This is a genomic window from Caballeronia sp. GAFFF1 (genome assembly GCF_023630705.1).
Lineage (GTDB): Bacteria > Pseudomonadota > Gammaproteobacteria > Burkholderiales > Burkholderiaceae > Caballeronia.
This window is the reverse complement of record NZ_JALQEM010000031.1, coordinates 276,879-299,960: the sequence shown is the minus strand read 5'-3', so window position 1 is coordinate 299,960 and position 23,082 is coordinate 276,879. Positions and strand designations below refer to the sequence as shown.

General features: G+C 65.2%; 17 protein-coding genes. 11 read left to right on the top strand and 6 right to left on the bottom strand.

Features of this window, described 5'->3' with window-relative positions; translation table 11 throughout:
• Window positions 1-74: 74 nt before the first annotated feature.
• Entirely contained in the window at window positions 75-1,103 is a 1,029-nt protein-coding gene (locus NCR37_RS18210; RefSeq protein ID WP_250474231.1) for an aldo/keto reductase, read from the bottom strand.
• Between the two features lie 184 nt (window positions 1,104-1,287).
• Between NCR37_RS18210 and NCR37_RS18205 the strand changes: the two genes are divergently transcribed.
• From NCR37_RS18205 to NCR37_RS18195, 3 genes are all read left to right on the top strand, one after another.
• Window positions 1,288-3,651: a VTT domain-containing protein gene (locus NCR37_RS18205; protein WP_284506926.1), complete on the top strand. Its 2,364-nt coding sequence runs from the start codon at window positions 1,288-1,290 to the stop codon at window positions 3,649-3,651.
• The gene (locus NCR37_RS18200; RefSeq protein ID WP_250474230.1) at window positions 3,648-4,406 is read left to right on the top strand and encodes an endonuclease/exonuclease/phosphatase family protein; all 759 of its coding nucleotides are present in this window, start codon (window positions 3,648-3,650) and stop codon (window positions 4,404-4,406) included. Before NCR37_RS18205 ends, NCR37_RS18200 begins: the two co-directional genes overlap by 4 nt.
• 202 nt (window positions 4,407-4,608) lie before the next feature.
• Entirely contained in the window at window positions 4,609-5,076 is a 468-nt protein-coding gene (locus tag NCR37_RS18195) for an HU family DNA-binding protein (protein ID WP_175942273.1), read from the top strand.
• A gap of 88 nt (window positions 5,077-5,164) precedes the next feature.
• On the opposite strand, the gene NCR37_RS18190 is transcribed toward NCR37_RS18195, so the two are convergent.
• Complete coding sequence (locus tag NCR37_RS18190) at window positions 5,165-6,067, bottom strand: LysR family transcriptional regulator (protein WP_250474229.1); 903 nt, start codon at window positions 6,065-6,067, stop codon at window positions 5,165-5,167.
• Between the two features lie 132 nt (window positions 6,068-6,199).
• Between NCR37_RS18190 and NCR37_RS18185 the strand changes: the two genes are divergently transcribed.
• Window positions 6,200-6,943: an SDR family oxidoreductase gene (locus NCR37_RS18185; protein WP_250474228.1), complete on the top strand. Its 744-nt coding sequence runs from the start codon at window positions 6,200-6,202 to the stop codon at window positions 6,941-6,943.
• Here the strand turns inward: NCR37_RS18185 and NCR37_RS18180 are convergent.
• Window positions 6,940-8,508 carry a 3'-5' exonuclease family protein gene (locus NCR37_RS18180; protein ID WP_250474227.1) on the bottom strand — a complete coding sequence of 523 codons (1,569 nt, stop codon included), beginning with the start codon at window positions 8,506-8,508 and terminating at the stop codon, window positions 6,940-6,942. The two genes, NCR37_RS18185 and NCR37_RS18180, sit on opposite strands and share 4 nt — an antisense overlap.
• A 177-nt stretch (window positions 8,509-8,685) precedes the next feature.
• Between NCR37_RS18180 and NCR37_RS18175 the strand changes: the two genes are divergently transcribed.
• Entirely contained in the window at window positions 8,686-9,555 is an 870-nt protein-coding gene (locus NCR37_RS18175; RefSeq protein ID WP_250474226.1) for a proteasome-type protease, read from the top strand.
• Between the two features lie 4 nt (window positions 9,556-9,559).
• Here NCR37_RS18175 and NCR37_RS18170 read toward each other — a convergent pair whose 3' ends face one another.
• From NCR37_RS18170 to NCR37_RS18160, 3 genes are all read right to left on the bottom strand, one after another.
• On the bottom strand, window positions 9,560-10,510 hold the full coding sequence (locus NCR37_RS18170) for a glycerophosphodiester phosphodiesterase family protein (RefSeq protein WP_250474225.1): 951 nt from the start codon (window positions 10,508-10,510) through the stop codon (window positions 9,560-9,562).
• A gap of 138 nt (window positions 10,511-10,648) precedes the next feature.
• Window positions 10,649-11,833: a porin gene (locus NCR37_RS18165; RefSeq protein WP_250474224.1), complete on the bottom strand. Its 1,185-nt coding sequence runs from the start codon at window positions 11,831-11,833 to the stop codon at window positions 10,649-10,651.
• 310 nt (window positions 11,834-12,143) lie between these two features.
• Entirely contained in the window at window positions 12,144-13,433 is a 1,290-nt protein-coding gene (locus NCR37_RS18160) for a YihY/virulence factor BrkB family protein (protein ID WP_250474223.1), read from the bottom strand.
• A 334-nt stretch (window positions 13,434-13,767) separates the two neighbouring features.
• Here NCR37_RS18160 and fdnG point away from each other — a divergent pair, with 334 nt between their 5' ends.
• The 6 genes from fdnG (at window position 13,768) to selB (ending at window position 23,055) form a co-directional block, all read left to right on the top strand.
• Window positions 13,768-16,836, top strand: coding sequence for a formate dehydrogenase-N subunit alpha (gene fdnG / locus NCR37_RS18155; RefSeq protein WP_250474222.1), 3,069 nt, complete (start codon window positions 13,768-13,770; stop codon window positions 16,834-16,836).
• A 10-nt stretch (window positions 16,837-16,846) separates the two neighbouring features.
• The gene (gene fdxH, locus NCR37_RS18150) at window positions 16,847-17,779 is read left to right on the top strand and encodes a formate dehydrogenase subunit beta (RefSeq protein WP_250474221.1); all 933 of its coding nucleotides are present in this window, start codon (window positions 16,847-16,849) and stop codon (window positions 17,777-17,779) included.
• A complete protein-coding gene (locus NCR37_RS18145; RefSeq protein ID WP_250474220.1) occupies window positions 17,766-18,416 on the top strand; it encodes a formate dehydrogenase subunit gamma in 651 nt (216 codons plus the stop codon). Before fdxH ends, NCR37_RS18145 begins: the two co-directional genes overlap by 14 nt.
• 216 nt (window positions 18,417-18,632) lie before the next feature.
• Complete coding sequence (fdhE, locus tag NCR37_RS18140; protein WP_250474219.1) at window positions 18,633-19,685, top strand: formate dehydrogenase accessory protein FdhE; 1,053 nt, start codon at window positions 18,633-18,635, stop codon at window positions 19,683-19,685.
• Window positions 19,682-21,133, top strand: a complete 1,452-nt coding sequence (selA, locus tag NCR37_RS18135; protein ID WP_250474218.1) for an L-seryl-tRNA(Sec) selenium transferase — start codon at window positions 19,682-19,684, stop codon at window positions 21,131-21,133. The genes fdhE and selA overlap by 4 nt, the downstream gene beginning before the upstream one ends.
• Window positions 21,130-23,055: a selenocysteine-specific translation elongation factor gene (gene selB, locus NCR37_RS18130; RefSeq protein ID WP_250474217.1), complete on the top strand. Its 1,926-nt coding sequence runs from the start codon at window positions 21,130-21,132 to the stop codon at window positions 23,053-23,055. Before selA ends, selB begins: the two co-directional genes overlap by 4 nt.
• Window positions 23,056-23,082 lie beyond the last annotated feature (27 nt).

The window sequence follows — 23,082 nt, the reverse complement described above, 5'->3', positions numbered from 1 at the left end:
TACAGTACCGGTACAGATGCGCAGTTGAATCCCGGTACGGCGCGCGCACGTCCGTTAGGGGACGCGCGCCGGCGTTATACCGGTGACGGATTACGCTCCGCGAAGCCTTCCTGATGCCAGTACGGATAAGCGGGGCGCACCTTGCTCGCTTCGTCGAGCCGCTTGACCTGTTCGGCCGTCAGGTTCCAGCCGACCGCGCCGAGGTTCTGCCTCAATTGTTCCTCGTTGCGCGCGCCGATCAGCACGGTGGCCACAGTCGGACGCTGCAGCAGCCAGTTGAGCGCGATCTGCGGCACGGTCTTGCCCGTCTCGGCTGCAATCGCATCGAGCGCATCGACGACGCGGTACAGATACTCATCGGGCACGGGCGGCCCCATGTCGGCCGTCTTGTGCAGCCGGCTCGATTCGGGCAGCGGCTGTCCGCGCCGGATCTTGCCCGTCAGACGCCCCCAGCCGAGCGGACTCCAGACGACGGCGCCGACACCCTGATCGAGACCGAGCGGCATCAGTTCCCATTCGTAGTCGCGGCCGATCAGCGAGTAATACGTCTGGTTAGCGACATAGCGCGGATAGCCATAACGGTTCGCGACATCGAGCGATTTCTGCAGATGCCAGCCCGAGAAGTTCGATACGCCCGTATAGCGGATTTTGCCCGCGCGCACGAGATCGTCGAGCGTGGACAGCGTCTCTTCCACAGGCGTTTTCGCGTCGAAACCATGTAGCTGGAACAGGTCGATGTAGTCCGTTTGCAGGCGCTTCAATGCATCGTCGACCGCGTTGATGAGATGAAAGCGCGAAGACCCGACGCTGTTGGGATCGTCCGCATCGAAACGAAAGGTGGCTTTAGTGGAGATGAGCACCTTGTCGCGCCGGCCTTTGAGCGCCTCGCCGAGAATGGATTCCGACGAGCCGTGCGAATAGATGTCGGCGGAGTCGAACATGGTGACGCCGGCATCGAGGCAGATGTCGACGAGCTGGCGCGCTTGGCTCACATCGGTCTCGCCCCAGGCCTGAAAGAATTCGCCTTTCCCGCCGAACGTTCCGGTGCCGAAGCTGAGCACCGGAACCTTGAAACCGGAAGCGCCTAAGTGTCGATATTCCATTGCGTGTCCTTGTCGTTGAACGCTGCGTTGAAGAAGGATGTCGTTCACGCGTTGCAGTGAACGTCGATTGACGAGACTACCGCAAGCGCCGTTCGCGCGCAGCGGCCACCGCGGCTCGCGGGCATGCGGCTTGCAAACTGCTGACGCGAAACCTCTTGCGCATGCCTTCTCACACGGAGAGCATTTGAACGACACATCCACGGGCGTTTCCCGTGCGAACGCCACGACGACCGACGACCTCGGCGCATCCTTCTTCGAGCCCGGACGCAACTGCGCAAGCGTGCGTCATGCGGACCGCTTCAGCCTGCTCATCGACGGGTCCGATTATTTTCGCGTGCTGCGCGAGGCGATCACGCGCGCCGAGCGCACGGTGTTCATTCTCGGCTGGGACATCGACAGCCGCATGAAGCTCACGCCCGAAGGCGCGAACGACGGCTATCCCGAAGCGCTCGGCGACTTCCTGCATGCCATCGCGGCGGAGAAGCGCCGGCTGCGCATCTACATCCTCGCGTGGGACTTCGCGATGCTGTACGCCTTCGAGCGCGAATGGCTGCCCGTCTACAAGATGGGTTGGCGCACGCATCGGCGCGTCGCGTTCCAGATGGACGGCAAGCATCCGCTCGGCGGCTCGCAGCACCAGAAGATGGTCGTGATCGACGACCGGCTCGCGTTCGTGGGCGGCCTCGACTTGACGCGCTCGCGCTGGGACACGCCCGCGCATGCGCCGGCGGACCCGCATCGGCGCGACGCGAACGGTACCGCGTATCAGCCGTTTCACGATGTTCACTCCATGTTCGATGGCGACGCGGCGCGAGAAGTCGGCCTGCTTGCCCGCGAGCGTTGGTCGCGTGCATGCGGCAGACGGCTTGCGATCCGCGCGCATCGCACGGCGTGGCAGGGCGATCCCTGGCCGCCTTCGCGCGCGGTCGATATCGACGATGTACAGATCGCGCTCTCGCTCACCGAACCCGCGTATCTCGGACGCCCCGCCGTGCAGCAGATCCGCACGCAATATCTCGATGCCATCGCGCGTGCGCGGCGCAGCATCTATATCGAGAACCAGTACTTCACGTCCGGCTCCATCGGCGCGGCGCTCTCCGATTCGCTCGCGCGCGAGGACGGTCCCGATCTCGCCATCGTGGTGCCGCGCAATCAGAGCGGCTGGCTGCAGGAAGTCACAATGGGCGTGCTGCGCGCCCGCTTGCACGCGTTGCTGAAGCAGGCGGACCGGCACGGCCGCTATCGTCTGTTGTGCCCGACGGTGCCCGATCTCGGCGAGCAGATCGTCAATGTGCACAGCAAGCTGATGATCGTCGACGACGACCTGCTCATCGTGGGCTCGGCGAATCTGAACAATCGCTCGATGGTGCTCGACAGCGAATGCAACGTATCCATCGATGCGGGCGCCGACGCGCGCATCCGCCGCGCAATCGCAAAGATGCGCGACACGCTGCTCGCCGAACATCTCGGCTGCGAAGTCGAGGATATCGTCCGGGAGCGCGAAGCACGCGGCGGCCTGAACGCGGCGATCACGGCTCTTTCGCGCGATCGCGACGAACACCGCACGCTGGTGCCGCTCGATCCCGTGGTGTCGCGCGAACTCGATCAGCTCATTCCGCCCGACGCGCTCATCGATCCCGAAACGCCCATCGCCGCGGATGAACTGGTCGATCAGTTCGTGCCCGCCGAGAAGACGCGGCCGCTCATCGGCCGCTTCGCGCTGCTCGGCGTGCTCGCGCTCCTGGCCGTGGGCGTGGCCGCTGCATGGCACTGGACGCCGCTCGGCGAGTACGTGAACCTCAAGTCGCTTACGAGCGCGACGCGGCGCATCGACGCGTTGCCGCTCGCGCCGCTATGGATCGTGTTGTGTTTCGCGGCGGCGGCCGTCGTTTCGGTGCCCGTCACGCTGCTCATTGCGACGACCGGCCTCGTGTTCGGCGCGGGATGGGGCTGCGCATACGCGTTCGCAGGCACGATGGCATCGGCCGCGGTCTCGTATCTGCTGGGTCTGTGGCTCGGCCGCGATGCGGTGCGCAAGCTCGCGGGCGCGCGCGTGAACCGGCTCTCCGAACGCGTCGCCAAGCGCGGCATCGTCGCGGTCGTCGTATTGAGGCTGCTGCCGGTTGCGCCGTTTTCCATCGTGAACATGGTGGCGGGCGCGTCGCACATTCGCATGCGGGACTTTCTTATCGGCACGCTGCTCGGCATGGGACCGGGCATTGTGCTGACGGTTGCGTTCGCGCATCAGCTCATCGCTTCGCTGCGGCATCCGACGGTCGGCTCGTTCGCGGTGCTGATCGGCATCGGCGCGGTGTTGATCGCCGTGTCGATCCTGCTGCAACGCTTTCTGGGCCGCGCCGATCCGAAGGAAGAAGTCGTGCACGAAGGCGCGCCGAGCGATGAAGACAGAGCGCGCGCAAGCGAGGAAGCGGCGCGTGCAAGCGTCTTGCGCGATCGCAACGCGATGCCGCGCGATGCGGCGCCGAATGCGTCGGCGAATGCAGCGCCGAACACATCGCCCCGAAGCCACGACGAGGTCAGCTCATGACGTTGATGCACGATGCCGGAATCGACATCGAAAGCGCGAGCGCGGCGCGCGCCAAGGAGTTGCGCATCGCGACGTACAACGTGCATGGCGCGGTGGGCATCGACGGCAAGTTCGCGCCGGAACGCATTGGCGAAGTGCTCGCCGAGATCGACGCGGACATCTTCGCGCTTCAGGAAGTGCCGCTAGGCGGCCGCAGTTCGCCCAACGTGCTGGACTTGCTGCAACGCATGACGAACCTGCATGCGGTGCCCGGTCCGACGCTCGACACCCCCGAGCGCCGCTATGGCAACGCCGTGCTCACGCGCTATCCGGTGCAGGCGGTACGCACGCTCGATCTTTCGTTCGGCAGCCGCGAGCCGCGCGGCGCGCTCGATGCGGACATCGACTGCGGCAGCGAAACATGGCGCGTCGTGGCGACGCATCTGGGACTCGCATCGAGCGAGCGTCGCGCGCAGGTCGAACAGGTGCTTCAGAGCTTCGACACGCCCGCGCTTCCCGTGATCCTGCTCGGCGATCTGAACGAATGGTTCGTCTATGGCCGCACGCTGCGGCGCCTCGTCACGCACTTTCATCGTGCGAGCGCGCTGCGCACGTTTCCGACGCGCTGGCCGCTCTTCGCGCTCGATCGCATCTGGGTGCATCCCGGCGAGCGGCTCATGCGCGTGGACGTGCATCGCACGCGGCTTTCGCGCATCGCATCGGATCACTATCCGCTCATCGCGCATATCGCGAACGCTTCGACGAACGGCGGCTGATGCGCATGCAAGCGAAGGCGATGCTTGTGCGATGCATGTACGTGTCAGCAGCAAGCCACGCATGTCACGAAAAGCCCTGAAAAAACGATATAAAAACGCAAAAGACTCGCACGAACGCGTCTGGCGTATGTAGAATCCGGCGTGATACGCACGCATCGGTGCGGACGTATTCGATATCAACGACCAAACAGGTAGGAGAAACATGCCGACTTCCGCTAAAACCGCTGCTAAGAAAGCCACGGCCAAGAAGGCCACGGCAAAGACCGCCGCACCGGCCAAGAAAGCAGCCACGAAGGTTGCCGCGAAGAAAGTAGCCAGCAAGACGGTTGCCGCCAAGAAGACGCCGGGCACCTTCGCACCGGTCAAGGACACGTTCACGAAGGCATCGCTGGCCGCGCATCTGGCAGAGCGCGCCGAAGTAGATGTGAAGGCAGTCAAGGCCGTGCTGGTCGCGCTGGAAGACACCATTCTCGGTTCCGTTCACAAGAAGGGTTCGGGCGAATTCACGCTGTCGGGCCTCTTGAAGATTTCCGCGCAAGCCGTTCCGGCGAAGAAGAAGCGCTTCGGCAAGGACCCGTTCACCGGCGAAGAGCGCTGGTTCCCGGCCAAGCCCGCGAGCGTGCGCATCAAGGCACGCGCGCTGAAGAAGCTGAAGGACGCAGCAGCGTAAGCTCTGGAATCGCGCTCGACGTATCCGTCGGTGCCTGAAGAGGCCAGCTTTCCTCGCGGAAAGCTGGCCTCTTTTGCATTGCGCCGCGCTAGCTCTCGCGTGCGCTGGCTTCGTCGAAGACGGACGCCACCCAATCCACGAAAACCCTGACGCGCGCCGACAATTGACGGCTATGCGGATAGAGCAGCGACACCGGCATCGGCGGTGGAGGAAACGCCGGCAGCACGCATTGCAGGCGACCGTCCGCGAGCGCATCGTCGATGTGATAACGCGGCACTTGCACGATACCGAGGCCCGCCATCGCCGCCTGCGTGTAGAGCTCGACGCCGGTCACGGAGATAGCGGATCGAAGCTCGACCGATTCGATGCTTCCGTCGACATCGAATTCCAGCGGCACGGCGCGCCCCGTCGCGCTCGATATGTAATTGACCGCGCGATGCGATTCGAGCGCGCGCAAGTCGTCCGGCGCGCCGTGTCGCGCGAGGTACGCCGGACTCGCCACCGTCACTTGTTCGAGCAACGCGACGCGTCGCGCGATCATCGACGAATCTTGCAGCGTGCCCGCGCGCAGCACGCAATCGACGCCTTCGCGCACGAGATCCACCAGCCGGTCGTCTTCGCCGACATGCAGTTCGATCTGCGGATAGCGTTCGAGAAACGCGGGCAGCGCCGGCACGATAAAGCGTCGCGCGAGCGTGCCTTGCAGATTCACGCGCAACAGGCCCTTCGGTTCGGCATGCCGGAAGGAACCCTCCGCTTCTTCGAGATCTTGTATGAGGCGCACGCAGCGCCGGTAATGCGCTTCGCCATCGGGCGTGAGGCGTACGGTCCGCGTCGTGCGTTCGAGCAGACGCGCGCCGAGGCGTTCTTCGAGACGCTTCATCAGATTCGTGACGGTGGCGCGCGGCATCTGCAAATCGTCGGCGGCTTGCGTGAAGCTGTGACGCTCCGCAATACGCGCGAACACCTGCATTTCCTGAAAGCGATCCATGTTCCGGGCCTTTTGTTCTGCGTTGAATTGTTGAAGCAACTGGAACGATGATACTAAGCCGCGCCCGATGATCGCTCATGCCGAATGATTCATGATGCATCGCATCCAGCAGCCACTTTCAAGGAGCGAATCATGAGTCAGGCACAAGCGAAACGCGTGGTCATCGTCACGGGTGCGTCGCGTGGAATCGGCGCGGCGATTGCGCGAAGGCTCGCGCGCGAAGGCTTCGCGGTCGCGGTGAACTATGCATCGAGTGCGACCGAAGCGAACGCGCTCGTCGAAGAAATGCGCGCGGCGGGCGGCGCGGCCATCGCGGTGAAGGCGAACGTGGCATCGGCCGATGACGTGCGGCGCCTGTTCGATACGGTCGAAGCCGAACTCGGCAAGGCCGATGCGCTCATCAACAACGCGGGCGTGCTGAAGCCGACGCCGCTCGCCGATACGAGCGACGCGCTCTACGACCACACGTTCGACATCAACGTGCGCGGCACCTTCAATACGCTGCGCGAAGCGGCGTCGCGCATGAACGACGGCGGGCGCATCGTGAACTTTTCGAGCACGACGCTCGCGCTCAACATGCCCGGCTACGCCGTCTACAACGCAACGAAAGCGGCCGTCGAAGCGTTCACGCATGTCTTCGCGAAGGAGTTGCGCGGGCGGCGCATCACGGTAAACGCGGTCGCGCCCGGTCCGGTTGCCACTGCGCTCTTTCTCGACGGCAAGACCGACGAGCAGATTGCGAACTTCGCGAAGATGCCGCCGCTGGAACGTCTCGGTCAGCCGGACGATATCGCGTCAGTCGTGGCGTTTCTCGTCGGCGAGGATGCGGGCTGGGTCAACGGGCAAGTGCTGCGCGCGAACGGCGGCGTCGCTTAGACAGACAATGCGAGTTGCCCCGCGCTGCCATTCGGCGAAGCGACGGCGCGGCGGCGCGGTGCGGTTCGCTTGTCATGCGGTACGGCCGGCAACGCCAGTGCGTGCTGCATGACGAGGCTGAAGGCGGGACGCGCGTCGCACGCGATCCATTCGAGTTGTCCCGATGCGAGACGTTTCGCGATCAGGCTGTACACGTCGACATCGAACGGGCGAAGCTCAGGCGCGCTCGCGAGCAGCGCGGGGATAGCGTCCCGCGACGCGCACGTGCCCACATAGCACCAGCGATCGATCACGTGCCATGCTTCGCTCCCACTCTCTGCATCGCGCTCCGCAATCGCGACGGGGCCGTCGTGAGGCCAGCGCACGATGCGCGAAGCATCGAGTGCCACGAGCGCGCGCGCCGCATGATCCGCGAGCGATTCGACGCCCGCGCACGCGCCGAGGCAGCGCTTCACCTGAAAGCCGAAGCAGCCGCGCATTCGTCCGGGCGGCGCTTTTTCCAGACCGAGCGTCGTCGCGCAAAGGTGATGTTCATCGGCGAGATGGCGCATGAACGCATGCGCCTTGCCGCGCGACGCGAACACGCCGAAGAGATGCGGCTCGCGCGAGAGATCCCGTTTGTCGGCGCGCAGCAGCACGGGCGCGGGCGCGCCCGGGAGCCATTGCCACGCGCATGCCGGCGACACGCGCTTGAGCAGGCGATTGTGAATGGGCCGCAAGTCTTTCACGAGCTTCGCTTCCAGCAGCAGCGCTCCGAGTTCGCCGACGGTCTCGCGATGCTCGATACGCCGTATCGCCTGCGAGATGGACAGGTCCTTCGCGAGCCGATGATCGCCCGAAAAATGCGCCGTCACGCGCTGCTTCAGGTTGATGCTCTTGCCGACGTAGAGCGCCACGTCGTCGTCGCCGTGAAAGAGATAGACGCCGGGCGTGGAAGGTAGCGCGTCGAGCGCGCCTTCGGGCAGCGCAGCGGGCAGACTCGCGCGCTTCACGAGCGTCCTGATGGCCGCATCGACGAGGTCTTGCGAATACAGCGCGTGAATCTTCAGCCAGAACTGCCAGAGCAAGTCGGCATCGGCGAGCGCGCGGTGGCGTCCTTGCGGCGCGAGATCGAGCCGCGCGATGAGCGCATCGAGACCATGCCGCTCGACCGATGGAAAGAGCGCGCGCGACAGCCGCACCGTGCACAGCGTATCGGCGCGAAACGCGATGCCCGCGCGACGAAATTCGTTCTTCAGAAAGCCGTAGTCGAAGCGCGCGTTGTGCGCGACGAAGAGCTTGCCGTGCAGCCGCTCGGCCAGCGCCGGCGCGAGCGATTCGAACGTCGGCTGGCCGCGCAGCATGGCGTCGTCGATACCGGTGAGGCGCGAGATGAATGGCGGCACCGGCACGCCGGGATCGACGAGCACGCTCCATCGCTCGATGCCCGCCGTGCTCGCCTCGACGACGCCGATTTCGGTGATGCGGTCCGCGGTGGCATCGCTGCCGGTGGTTTCGAGATCGACGAATACGATTGGACGCGCAAGCCCGGCGAGGAGGGCATCGGCGAGGAAATCTTCTTGCATGAAGGCAACGGGAACGAGAAGCCGCAGTGCGCCGAGTCTATCGCGAAAAGCGCATCGGCATTCGCGCTCAAGCCACGGCGCGCCGTTGCCGTTAAGCAGAAACGTGCATGCGCCATGCGATGCGCAGGTACGATCAGTACAATAGTGGCTTGGCTTTTTGTTTTCGGAAATTTCGACATGACTTACTGCGTGGGCATGTGCGTGGACGAGGGTCTCGTCTTCTTGTCCGACACGCGCACCAACGCTGGCGTCGACCACGTCAGCGCCGCTCGCAAGATGGCTGTTTTCGAGCAGCCGGGCGAGCGCGTGATCGTGCTGCTCGCGGCCGGCAACCTGGCGCTCACGCAAGCCGTGACGCAGTTGCTCGCCGAACCCGCCGACCATCACGCCCCGACGCTCTATAGCTGCACCACGATGGCGGAAGCCGCGCGCATCGTGGGCGATGCGGTGCGCGAAGTGCATCGGCGCGATGCGCTGTCGCTCGCTGAATTCAGCGTCGACTTCAATTGCAGCTTCATTCTCGGCGGCCAGATTCAGGGGCAGGGTCCGCGCCTTTTCATGGTGTACGCGGCCGGCAATTCCATCGAATCGACGCGCGTTTCGCCGTACTTTCAGATCGGCGAATCGAAGTACGGCAAGCCGATCATCGACCGGGTGATTACTCCGGCGTCGCCGCTCGACGAAGCCGCGAAATGCGCGCTCATTTCCATGGATTCGACGCTGCGCTCGAATCTTTCGGTCGGCCTGCCGCTCGATCTGCTGGTCTACGAGAAAGACGCGCTGCGCGTCACGCGCTTTGCCACGCTCGACAACAACAGCGCGTACTACCAGATGATCAACCGCACGTGGGGCGAGCGGCTGCGGCAGTTGTTCGGCGAGATTCCGAACCCGACGTGGACCGATCTCGCCGACGTGCCGCTGCGCCGGCGCGAGGCGGACAACACGGTGCCGCGACTCGTGATCGGCGATCTGCCAGCCGGTTCGGATGCGCCTGCGCAGACGCTCGCGGAAGATGTCGACGGCGCGGGCAACCTGCCGCCGGAATGAGCCTTCAGCGGGCGTCGGCCGCGCATTGCAGCGGCATCGCGAGGCTCGCCTTGATCGCCTGCATTCGGCGCGGCGAATCCGCCAGCACGGCGTCGATGCCGAGACAGGCGGCCGCGCGATAATCCTCGGCGCTGTCGATGCCGATGGCAAGCACGTGCGCCTCGCCCCGCGTCCGGAAGCACGAGAGCGCCTCGCGCGTCCACAGCTTCGCTTCCACGGGCGAGCGCGCTTCGCCGAGCGTGAAGGTCTCGACCAGTTCCATCTGCCTTTTCCACTCGAATGCGGCCCAGGCGCCGGGCTGCGGCGGCTCGGCGCATGTGTGCCCCAACGCGACGCCCGCGAGCCGTCCACGCGTCGTATCGCGAGACTCGAAGAGCCGTGCCTGCGGGTAGGCGGCGAACGCCGTCTGATAGGCCCCGTCGGTGGAATAGATGAGCACGCGCGACCACGCATTCGCACGATCGAGCACGCGGGCGACGGCCGCGGCCTGCGGCTCGGCGGGCAGCGCCTTCATGTCGAGCATCACGGGCACGGACGCCGGAATGGCGGAGAGCGCGTCTTCGAGCGTCGGAATGCTCAGCGGATGCGCGCGATAGGGATACGTCCTCGCGCCGCGCGCATCGGCGTGCGCGAAGTTCCAGCCTGCGTTCAGGCGTTGCAGCGCGGTGAGGTTCAGGCTCGCGACGGCGCCTTTGCCGTCGGTATTCGCGGAGAGGTCAGCCGGGCGATACAGCACCGGCACGCCGTCACGCGTGATCTGTACCGAAAGCCAGATCGCATCCGCGTGATGGGCCAGCGCGCCCGCGATGGCGAGCAGCGTATTCTCGGGGAAGTCCGCTGTGCCGGCGCGATGCGCGACGATCATCGGCAGCGCGGGCGGCTCGTCCGCGAACGCATGCGCGATGCCGCTCGCTAAGAGCGAAGCGAGCGCGATCCGGCGGAAAAGGGCGATCATCGAATGGACTCCGTAGCAGCGGCATCGAGAACGCCATCTCGTCGCGCATAAAAAAACAGCCATCGGAAAACCGATGGCTGTTCGAGATACCGCTTGTCCGCTGACGCGGCACTCGCGTGCCACGCCAATCGGCTGTTCTTAGAACTTGTGACGCAGGCCGATCAGGACCAGTTCCTGGTGGCTACGACCGCTGTCGAAGCCGAAGTCGCTGATCGAAGCCGTTGCGTTGACCCGCGACTGCGTGCCGTCCGCATTGTTCACGCGTTGCGTGCCGCTTGCGTGCTGGTACGCGCCGACTGCGTAGACATCCGTGCGCTTCGACAGGGAGTAGTCGGCGCCCAGGCTGACCTGGTGGTAGTTCGCCGACGTGTCGCCGCTTGCGTGCGTGTACGTGTAGCCGAGGCCCAGCAGCGTAGCCGGCGTCAACTGGAAGTTCACGTAGCCGTTGCCGACGTTGAACTTCTCTTGCTCCTGGAACAGCGAGCTGCCGTCGTTCTTGTACTGCGCGAAGCTGTACGACGCGCCGACCGTGAACGGACCGAACACGTACTGGCCTGCGCCGCGCGCGATGCCGATCGCATGAGCCGTCGAGTAGCCGCTGTTGATCACCGAGTTGAACAGCGAATCCGACGACGGGCTGTTCCAGCCGGTGTTCGTTCCCGACAGAGGCGCGCGGCCGGTCGTCGGGTTGTTCACGTACAGGTAGCTGCCTGCCAGGCCGAAAGGACCGTTGTTATACGTGACCGCGCCGCCCCACGTCTGGCCCTGGCCGGTCGCGCCCGCCAGGTTGCTGAAGCCGTAGATGCCTTCGAACTGGAAGCCCGAGAACACCGGCGAAACGTACTTGACCGCGTTGCTGACGCGCAGGCTGTTGTCGTAGTTGTCGACGTCACCCGGGGTTGCGAACGCTGCGCCCCAGTAGTTGTCGGCCGTGAGGCCCTGGACCATGTCGACCGACGGGTCATATTGACGACCCAGCGTGACCGTACCCCACTGGTTGCCGCTCAAACCGACGAATGCCTGACGACCGAACTCGCGCCCACCCTGGTTCAGACGACCCGTGCCCGGATCGAAGCCGCTTTCCAACTGGAACAGTGCCTTCAGACCGCCGCCGAGGTCTTCCTGACCCTTCAAGCCCCAACGCGGGCCGGACAGCGTGCCGTTGACCATGCCAAACAGATGGTCGCCTGCCGCGTTGGCATGGCTGACATAGGCAAGGCCCGTATCGATCACGCCATACAGCGTCACGCTCGTTTGTGCCTGTGCCGCGCCAGCTGCGCCGAGCAGGGCCAGCGAGAGGGACGTCAGTGCGAATCGTTTCATCGAATTCTCCACGCGAATGATTAAAATCGTTGTTACCGGCGCAGAGAATAACGCAACGTTTCGTTACGTTAGAAACGAAAAAAAATGACTGTCTCCAAAAAGACACAGTGCCGGGAGACGCCCGCCCGTGCACGGTTTGCGGCTATCCCCTTTGAAAACTGAGACGTGACAAAATCCCGTCGCAAAAGTTCCGCGCATAGTTTCACTCGTCCAGCGAGACTTGCGGGCTTATAAAGATTAATGCCGAAGCCGATAACAAACGGCTGCATCATCCGATTTTTATTTGCGCGAAGCAGCCGCAGTCGGTCGGTCAAACGTCGCGCGAAGGACCACCGCCGTCGCGCCGCGAGAGCAGCGCCACGGCCACGCCCGCCGTCGCCGCGACGAGCACCGCGCGCCACGGATGGCGCTTCACGGCGGCGTTCGCTCGCGACGCCTTGCGCCCCGCGCCGACCATCGCAACGGCGGTGGCGCGGGTGGCCGTCGACTCGGCGCGCGCCACCTTGCGCGAAAGGTCGATCGCCCGCTTGAGCGCGAGCGCGGCCTGGCGCGTGCGGCCGCCGTTCGAGAGCCGCGCGGCTTGCGGGCGCGCGCTTCGAACGTTGAGCGTCGTCGGCGCGAGCGGCTCAATATCCGCCGCCATGTCGACGCGCGTGGACGCCGCAAGCATCGAACCGATCTTGGCCCGGCTTCCCGGCGGCACGCTGCCGTTGTTCTGCACGCCCCACGCGCCCCGCGGGTCATGCATGCGCGCGCGCGCCGCCGAAAACTCGGCGCCCAGCAGGAGCACCGCCGCGGAGAAGTACAGCCACATCAGCAACACCGCGAGCGATCCGGCCGCGCCGAACGCGCTCGCGGTGCCCGCGTGCGTCAGATAGAAGGCGAACAGCTTCTTCCCCACCGAGAAGAAGATGGCCGCCACGACGCCGCCCACGAGCGCATCGCGCCATTGGACCGGCGCATCGGGCAGAAACTTGAGAAGCGCGCCGAACGCGACGGAAAGAATCGCGAGCCCGGCCACTAGTTGCACGACATCGCCGATGACGACGAACGGCGAATCGCCCCACAGCCACAGGCCGACCGCCTGGATCGCCGTATCGAGCACGAGCGAGACGATCAGCAGGAAGGCGACGCCCAGCACGAGCCCGAACGAAACGAGCCGCACGCGCACCATCGCGAGCACGCTGGAACGCTGCTCGCCCGTGAGCGGCCACACAATATTGAGCGCCGTGTTGAGCGAGGAAAACGTCGCCGACGCGCCCACGGCCAGCAGCACGAAGGAGATGATCGCGGCGAGCCCGGTTCCGCCGCTGCGATGCGCGTTCTCCACGATGCTCTGCACGCCCGCCGCCGCCTGATCGCCGATCAGCCCATTGACCTGATGAAAAAGCTGGCCGCGCGCCGCTTCCGGGCCGAACACCCAGCCGGCCACCGCGATCACCATGACGAGCGTCGGCGCGAGCGAGAACGCCGAATAGAACGCGATGCTCGCGGCCATCGCGGCGCAGCGGTTTTCGGAAAACTGCTTGAGCGCGCCGAGCGCCCACGACGCATCTTTTTTGACCGCGGAACCTATTTTTTGCGTGGATACGGAGCTCATGACGAATCTCTCGGTGCGATCGAACAGTGGCGGCGCGGGCTCCGGCGTAGTGCGCGGACCCGCGGGCGGTAATTGCAACCGATCGAGCAGGTTCCGTTCCAAGACAAGCGCGAACGGGCGAAGCGCATATATAAGAACATTGCTATGATCGCGCCTGCCGCGACGGGACGCCCGTTCGTTTCGCGCGGCGCAACCGGCAGACCGCGCGCCAGCCAGGACGGCTGCAGCGCCGGCGGTTCGAAAATCGACGCTGCGTGCGAGCGGCAGGACCTTGAGCCGAACGCGCGCTTCTATACTTTTAGAGCACCCCACTTCACGACGCGCCGAGGACATCATGCTTCAAATGTCACGGCGACAGTTCCTCAAGGTTTCCGCGAGCACGCTCGCCGGATCGAGCCTGGCTGCACTGGGCTTCTCTCCGGCACCCGCGCTCGCCGAAGTCCGACAATACAAACTGTCGCGCACCACTGAAACGCGCAACACCTGTCCGTACTGTTCGGTCGGGTGCGGCATTCTGATGTACGGTCTCGGCGACAATGCCAAGAACGCCAAGGCCAGCATCATCCATATCGAAGGCGATCCCGACCATCCGGTCAATCGCGGCACGCTGTGCCCGAAAGGCGCATCGCTCATCGACTTCATCCATAGCCCGAGCCGGCTGATGTACCCGGAGTACCGCGCGCCCGGTTCGTCGGAATGGAAGCGCATTTCGTGGGACGACGCGCTCGACCGCATCGCGAAGCTGATGAAGGAAGACCGCGACGCGAACTTCGTCGAGACGACGGCGGACGGCAAGAAGGTCAACCGCTGGCTCACGACGGGCATGCTCGCGGCGTCGGCGGGTAGCAACGAAGTCGGCTATCTGACGCACAAGACTATCCGCAGTCTTGGCATGCTCGCATTCGACAATCAGGCGCGTGTCTGACATGGCCCGACGGTGGCAGGTCTTGCCCCGACGTTTGGCCGTGGAGCGATGACGAACCATTGGGTCGACATCAAGAACGCGGACGTAATTCTGGTGATGGGCGGCAACTCGGCCGAGGCGCACCCGTGCGGTTTCAAATGGGTGACCGAGGCGAAGGCGCACAGAAAGGCGCGCCTGATCGTGGTCGATCCGCGCTTCACGCGCACGGCATCGGTCGCGGATTTCTACGCGCCGATTCGCACCGGCACGGACATCGCCTTCCTTGGCGGCGTCATCAACTATCTGTTGACGCACGACAAGATCCAGCACGAGTACGTTAAAAACTACACGGACATGTCGTTCATCGTGCGCGAAGACTTCGCGTTCAAGGACGGCACGTTCTCAGGCTATGACGCCGAGCATCGCAAGTACGACAAGACGAGCTGGGACTACGAGCGCGGCGACGACGGCTTCGTGAAAGTCGACCCGACGCTGCAGCATCCGCGCTGCGTCTACAACCTGATGAAGCAGCACTACGCCGCCTACACGCCCGAAATGGTGACGAAGGTGTGCGGCACGCCGACCGACAAGTTCCTGAAGGTCTGCGAGATGCTCGCTTCCACGGCGCAGCCGAATCGCGCGGGCACCATTCTGTACGCGCTCGGCTGGACGCATCACTCGGTCGGCGCGCAGATGATCCGCACCGGCGCGATGGTGCAGCTTCTGCTCGGCAACATCGGCATTGCGGGCGGCGGCATGAACGCGCTGCGCGGTCACTCGAACATCCAGGGGCTGACCGATCTCGGCCTCATGTCCAACCTTCTGCCGGGCTACATGACCCTGCCGATGGAAGGGGAGCAGGATTACGAGGAATACATCACGAAGCGCGCGACACAGCCGCTGCGGCCTAATCAGCTGAGCTACTGGAAGAACTACCGTGCGTTCCACGTGAGCTTCATGAAGTCGTGGTGGGGCGACAACGCGACCGCCGACAACAACTTCGGCTTCGACTTTCTGCCCAAGCTCGACAAGTCCTACGACATGCTCCAGGTCTTCGAGCTGATGGCGCAGGGCAAGATGAACGGCTACATCGCGCAGGGCTTCAATCCGCTCGCCGCCGCGCCCAACAAGGCGAAGGTCGGCCTCGGCTTGTCCAAGCTGAAGTGGCTGGCCATCATGGACCCGCTCGCGACTGAGACGTCGGAGTTCTGGAAGAACCACGGCGAGTTCAACGACGTCGATTCGTCGAAGATACAGACCGAAGTGTTCCGCCTGCCGACGACTTGCTTCGCGGAAGAACGCGGCTCGCTCGTGTCTTCGTCGCGCGTGCTGCAATGGCACTGGCAGGGCGCGCAGCCGCCGGGCGAAGCGAGGAGCGACATCGAGATCATGTCGGGACTGTGGCTACGTATTCGCAAGGCGTATCAGGAACACGGCGGCAAGTATCCCGACCCGATTCTGAAGATGTCGTGGCCGTACGCGGACCCGGAAAGCCCGACGCCCGAAGAACTCGCGATGGAGTTCAACGGCCGCGCGCTCGCCGACGTCACCGATCCGACCGACAAGACGAAGGTGCTCGCGAAGAAGGGCGAACAGCTGTCGAGCTTCGCCCTGTTGCGCGACGACGGTTCCACCGCGAGCGGATGCTGGATCTACTGCGGAGCGTGGACGCAGGCGGGCAATCAGATGGGCCGCCGCGACAACAGCGATCCGACCGGCATCGGCCAGACGCTGAACTGGGCGTGGGCGTGGCCGGTGAATCGCCGCGTGCTGTACAACCGCGCATCGTGCGATGTGAGCGGCAAGCCGTTCGATCCGTCGCGCAAGCTGATCGGCTGGAACGGCCGTGCTTGGACCGGCGCGGACATTCCGGACTTCAAGGCGGACGAACCGCCGGAAAACGGCATGAATCCGTTCATCATGAATCCGGAAGGCGTGGCGCGTTTCTTCGCTCGCGACGGCATGAACGAAGGTCCGTTCCCCGTTCATTACGAACCGTTCGAGACGCCGCTCGGCTACAACCCGTTCTTCCCGAATGAGAAGAACGTCACGAGCAATCCGGCGGCGCGCGTGTTCCCGGACGACCGTGCGGCCTTCGGCACCGCCGATCAGTTCCCGCATACGGCGACCACCTATCGCCTGACCGAGCACTTCCACTACTGGACCAAGCACGTGAAGCTCAACGCGATCGTGCAGCCGCAGCAGTTCGTGGAAATCGGCGAGGATCTGGCGAAGGAAGTCGGTGTCGTCGCGGGCGATCGCGTGAAGGTGTCGAGCAATCGCGGGCACATCATCGCGGTGGCGCTCGTCACCAAACGCATCAAACCGCTGACCGTGGAGGGCAAGAAGGTGCAAACCGTCGGCCTGCCGCTGCATTGGGGCTTCAAGGGCCTGACGCAGCCGGGCTATCTCGTCAACACGCTGACGCCTTCCGTGGGCGACGGGAACTCGCAGACACCGGAGTTCAAGTCGTTCCTCGTGAAGGTCGAGAAGGCATAAGGAGACGAGAATGGCTCTGCAATCGCTCGATATCAAGCGGGTTTCCGCCACCACCACGCCGCCGCCGCAGGTCCGCGAGCCGGTCACGGGCACCGTCGCGAAGCTCATCGACGTGTCCAAGTGCATCGGCTGCAAGGCGTGCCAGACGGCGTGCATGGAGTGGAACGACCTGCGCGACGACGTGGGACACACCACCGGCATCTACGACAACCCGCGCGATCTCACCGAACATTCGTGGACGGTGATGCGCTTCACGGAGTACGAGAACCCGAAGGGCGACCTCGAATGGCTGATCCGCAAGGACGGCTGCATGCACTGCGAGGACCCGGGCTGTCTGAAGGCGTGTCCTTCGCCGGGCGCGATCGTTCAGTACACGAACGGCATCGTGGATTTCCACGAGGAAAACTGCATCGGCTGCGGCTATTGCGTGACGGGCTGCCCGTTCAACATTCCCCGTATCTCGAAGGAAGACAACCGCGCGTACAAGTGCACGCTCTGTTCCGATCGCGTCGCGGTCGGGCAGGAACCGGCGTGCGTGAAGACGTGTCCGACCGGCGCGATCATGTTCGGCACCAAGACGGACATGATCCAGCAGGCGGAAGACCGCGTGGAAGACCTGAAGGAGCGCGGTTTCGAGAACGCCGGTCTGTACAACCCGGCCGGCGTGGGCGGCACGCACGTCATGTACGTGCTGCATCACGCGGATCAGCCGGGGCTGTATCACGGGCTCGCGGAAAACCCGCGGATCAGCCCGCTCGTGTCGGTCTGGAAGGGCGTGACGAAGCCGCTTGCGGTCGCGGGCATGGCGCTCGCCGCGCTCGCCGGATTCTTCCACTACACGCGTGTCGGTCCGAACGAAGTGAGCGCGGAAGAGGAAGCCGAGGCGCAGCGCGAGGCGGAAGAGGCACGCAACGAGAGGGAGCGTTCGAATGAAACACGATAGCGAATTGCGCGACGTGCGAGGCAACCGCCTGATCGTGCGCTATACGCCGAACGAGCGCACGAACCACTGGATCACCGCGATCAGCTTCGTGCTGCTCGCGTTGTCCGGGCTCGCGATGTTTCATCCGTCGATGTCGTGGCTCTATGCGATCTTCGGCGGCGGGCAATGGACGCGCATTTTGCATCCGTTCGTCGGCTGCGTGATGTTCCTGTCGTTCATGGTGCTCGCGTTGCGCTTCTGGCATCACAACTATCTGGACAAGAGCGACATCCAGTGGATGAAGCAGATCGACGACGTGCTCGCCAATCGCGAAGACCGCCTGCCCGAGATCGGCAAGTACAACGCCGGTCAGAAGCTCGTGTTCTACGTGATGGTGGCGAGCCTGCTGTTGCTGCTCGCATCCGGCATCGTGATCTGGCGCGCGTACTTTGCGTTCTACTTTCCGATCACCGTCATCCGGCTCGCCGCGGTCGTGCACGCAGCGACGGCTTTCGTGCTGATTATGTCGATCATCATCCATATCTATGCGGGACTGTGGATCAAGGGATCGATCAGCGCGATGGTGCGCGGAACCGTGACCTATGGATGGGCGCGCAAACACCATCCGCGCTGGTTCAAGGAAATCATCGGGAAGTAGGCGTCGCGGCTTTCTCACGAAACGCCAGCCAGTGATCCGAACCGCTCGCGCCTCGTTCAGGCCGGGCGGTTCTTCTTTGCGCAGCACGATCCGCGCGACGCGGCGCACCCCGACGCGTGCCGTCTGAACGCTATCCGACAAGCTGTTATTCTTCTTTTGAATGCGACGCTTTTGCGCCGCATTCAAAGCACCGAAGCATTCCAAGGACGAACTCAAGTGGTCCAACGCATACTCGAATCCGCTGCATCGATCGAAGCACTCGATCAGTCGGCCATTCCACGGCTGCGCATGCCTGAACGCGCAACGGTTTTCAGCGCGCGCGCCGCGCGCCTGCGCCAGCTTGCGGACGCGAGCCATCCCATCGCGGGCTATTTGCGCCTCATGGCCGCGCTCGCCGATGCGCAACAGCATGTGCTCGCCGTCTTCACCGCGCCGATGCCAACGCGCGAATCCATCGCGCTGCACCAGCAGCACTCGATGCCCATCGTTCCCGCGCTCGGCGCGGACGAGCGCGATCCCGCATGGCGCGACGTGCTCTTCATGCTGCTCGATCGCATCGAGGCCGCGGGCGCGCTGACGCCGCCGCTCGCGCAACTCGTCGCGCATCTGCGGGCGATGCCCGCCGCTGCGCTCGATGCGCAGGCCGACGCCATCCTCGCTTTGCGTTTCGCGGAGATCGAACCTGCCGCCGCGCCGTTCATTGTCGCGGCGCTGCAAGTGGTGTGGACGGACATCGCGAGCCGCATCGGCAGCGCGGAAGTGCCGTACATGGACACGTCGGGCGTGTGCCCCGTCTGCGGCACCATGCCGGTGGCGAGCATCGTGCGCGTGGGCGGCGTCCACGAAGGCTATCGCTACGTGCAGTGCGGCCTGTGCTCGACGGAGTGGCACGTCGTGCGCGCGAAGTGCTCGAATTGCGATTCGACCAAGGGAATCGCGTATCACGCAATGGACGGCGCGGAAGCCAGCACCGCGCAAACCCCTGAAGACGAGCAAGCCCGCGCCGAACGCGCGCGCAACGCGCCGCTGAAAGCGGAGTCGTGCGACGAATGCGGCACGTATCGCAAGATCGGCTATCAGGAGAAAGCGTACGACTTCGAGCCGTTCGCCGACGATCTCGCGAGTCTGACGCTCGATCTCCTGATGGGCGATGCGGGCTTCCGACGCCCCGCGCCGAATCCGTGGCTGTGGCCCGAACAGAGCGCATCGGACGAAGCGAGCGAAGGGCCACAAGCTGGCCCAGCGGGCCAAGCGGACGAAGCACGATGAGCGACGTGACCGGCGGCGACGGCAGCGAACTGCGCGCGCTGATGGCCCGCGTGCCGTCGGTGGAGCGCGTGCTCGCATCGGCGCTGTTCGAGCCGCTCATTGACGAATACGGCCGCACGCAGACGCTCGCCGCCTTACGCGCGACGCTCGATGCGTGGCGCGCCGACGCGCAGGCGGGCCGCGCGTCCGTGGAGGCGCTCACGGAAACGATGCTCGGCCACGCCGTGAGTTTGCGGCTCGCGAGCCGCGCGCAAAGCCGCGTGCGTACCGTGTTCAATCTGACCGGCACGGTGCTGCACACGAACCTCGGCCGCGCGCTGCTGCCCGACGAAGCCGTGCGTGCCGTGGCCGACGTGCTCACGCGTCCCGCGAATCTCGAATTCGATCTGGATACCGGCGCGCGCGGCGATCGCGACGACCTGATCAACGGGCTCATCTGCGAACTGACGGGCGCGGAAGCGGCGACTGTCGTGAACAACAACGCGGCGGCCGTGCTGCTCACGTTGTCCGCGCTGGCGCCGAGGAAAGAAGTGATCGTGTCGCGCGGCGAGCTGGTGGAAATCGGCGGCGCGTTTCGCATTCCGGACATCATGAGCCGCGCGGGCGCGAAGCTGCGCGAAGTGGGCACGACCAACCGCACGCATCTGAAGGATTACGAGGAAGCGATCAACGCGAGAACCGCGCTTCTGATGAAGGTCCATTGCAGCAACTACGCCGTGACCGGCTTCACGAAGGAAGTCGCGACAGCCGAACTCGCGCCGCTCGCGCATGAGCGCGGCTTGCCGGTTGCCGTCGATCTCGGCAGCGGCACGCTCGTCGATCTCACGCAATGGGGCCTGCCGCGCGAAGCGACCGTGCGCGAGACGGTGGAAGCGGGCGCCGATCTCGTGACGTTCAGCGGAGACAAGCTGCTCGGCGGACCGCAAGCGGGCCTGATCGTCGGGCGCAAGGATCTCATCGCGAAGATCAAGAAGCATCCGCTCAAGCGCGCGCTGCGCGTCGGCAAGCTCACGCTCGCGGCGCTCGAAGCGGTGCTGCGCCTGTATCGCACGCCCGAGACGCTGCAAGCGCGCCTCACGACGCTGCGCCTGCTCACGCGTCCGGCCGACGCCATGCGCCTCGCCGCCGGCCGCATTCAGCCCGCGTTGCAGCGCCTGGCGGGCGACGCGTTTGCCGTGACCACGGAGCCGATGTTCAGCCAGATCGGCAGCGGCGCATTGCCTGTTGATGTGCTGCCGAGCTACGGCCTCGCCGTACGGCTCGCGAGCGGCAAGCGCGGCGGCGGGCAACTGAACCGCATCGAGCGCAAGCTGCGCGCGTTGCCGCGGCCGGTGATCGGGCGCATCGCGGACGGCGCGCTCTGGCTCGACCTGCGGTGTCTCGAGGAAGCCGACGAAGCCGCATTTATCGCGCAACTGGACGGCCAGCGCCGGAGCGAAGACGCATGATCGTCGGCACGGCGGGGCATATCGACCACGGCAAGACCACGCTCGTGCGCGCGCTGTCCGGCGTGGACACCGACCGCCTCAAGGAAGAAAAAGCGCGCGGCATTTCCATCGAACTCGGCTACGCGTATGTGCCGCTCGCGGATGGCGGCATGCTCGGCTTCATCGACGTTCCGGGCCACGAAAAGCTCGTGCATACGATGGCGGCGGGCGCGAGCGGCATCGACTTTGCGCTCCTCGTGATCGCGGCCGACGACGGCGTGATGCCGCAGACGCGCGAGCATCTCGCGATCCTCGAACTGCTCGGCGTGGCGACGGGCGCGGTGGCGTTGACGAAAACCGACCGCGTCGACGAAAGCCGCGTGCGCGAAGTCCACGCGCAAATTAGAACGCTGCTCGCGCCGACGCCGCTCTGCGATGCGCCGATCTTCGACACCAACGCCACCGCCGCCGACGATCCCGGCGCGGCCGCGCTGGACGCGCATTTGCGCGATGCCGCCGCGCGCTGGCGCGCGCGTCGCGACGATGGCTTCTTCCGCCTCGCGGTCGATCGCGTGTTCACGCTGTCGGGGCAAGGCACGATCGCGACGGGCACGGCGTTCGCGGGGCGCGTGAGCGTGGGCGACGTGCTCGCGCTCGCGCCGCGCGAATCGGCGGACGAAGTGCGCGTGCGCAGCATTCACGCGCAGAATCGCCCAGCACAGGCGGGCCACGCGGGCGAGCGTTGCGCGCTCAATCTCGCTGGCATCGAGAAAGATGCGCTCGCACGCGGCGACTGGATCGTCGATGCGCGCATCGCGAAGGCGTCGGAGCGGCTCGACGTCGAACTCACGCTGCTCGCCGATGCCGGGCTCACGCTTGCGCACTGGACGCCGTTGCATGTGCATCTGGGCACGACGCATCGCGTGGCGCACGTCGCGCTGCTGGAGGCGGACACGCTCGCGGCGGGACAATCGGCGCGCGTGCAGCTCGTCTTCGATCAACCGGTGTGCGCGCTGCCGGGCGACCGCTTCATCGTGCGCAATGCGCAGGCGAGCCGCACCGTGGGCGGCGGCCGCGTGCTCGATCCGTTCGCGCCCGCCCGCAAACGCCGCACGCCGCAGCGCCGCGCGTGGCTCGACGCGCTGGCCGCCTGGCTCGACACGCATCGCGCCGATGCGCTTTTCGATGACTCGCCGTACGGCTTGCCGCGCTCGCTCGTCGAGCATCTGTGCGGCCGTCCGGCAGCATCGGTCGCGCTGCCGGACGGCTTGCGCCGCGTGCCTCTGCCCGATGACGCGCTTTTCATCGCCGGCGCGCATTGGGACGCGCTCGCCGCGCGTCTCACGAGCGCGCTCGCCGCTTTCCACGAACGCTTTCCCGACGAGCAAGGTCCCGACGCCGCGCGTCTGCGCCGCATGGCCGCGCCGCTCGCATCGGATGCGCTGTGGCGCGCCCTGATCGACGACGCCGTGGCGCGCGGGACCGTCGCGCGCAGCGGTCCGTGGCTGCATCTGCCGTCGCATGCGGTGGCGCTCGATGCGGCCGAAGAATCGCTCGCGCAGGCGGTGCTGGCGTCGATCGAACGCGGACGTTTCGACCCGCCGTGGGTGCGCGACCTCGCGCGTGAACACGGCGCGCAGGATGACGACATGCGGCGCCTCTTGCGCAAGCTCGCGCGGCGCGGCGACGTGTTGCAGGTCGTGCGCGATCTCTTCTATTCGCGATCCGCGATCGCAGAATTAGCGCGACTAGCGGCCGAACGTGCCCACGCGCGCAATGGTGCGGCCAGCGCCATCGGCGCAGCGGAGTTTCGCGATGCAAGCGGTCTCGGCCGCAAGCGCGCGATTCAGGTTTTGGAGTTCTTCGACCGGGTTGGTTACACTCGCTTTCATCGCGACCTTCACCTGTTGCGCACCGACAGCCGCTGGCACGAGCCGGTCTGAGCGGCTCCCGCCACGCCCTCTGCGCTT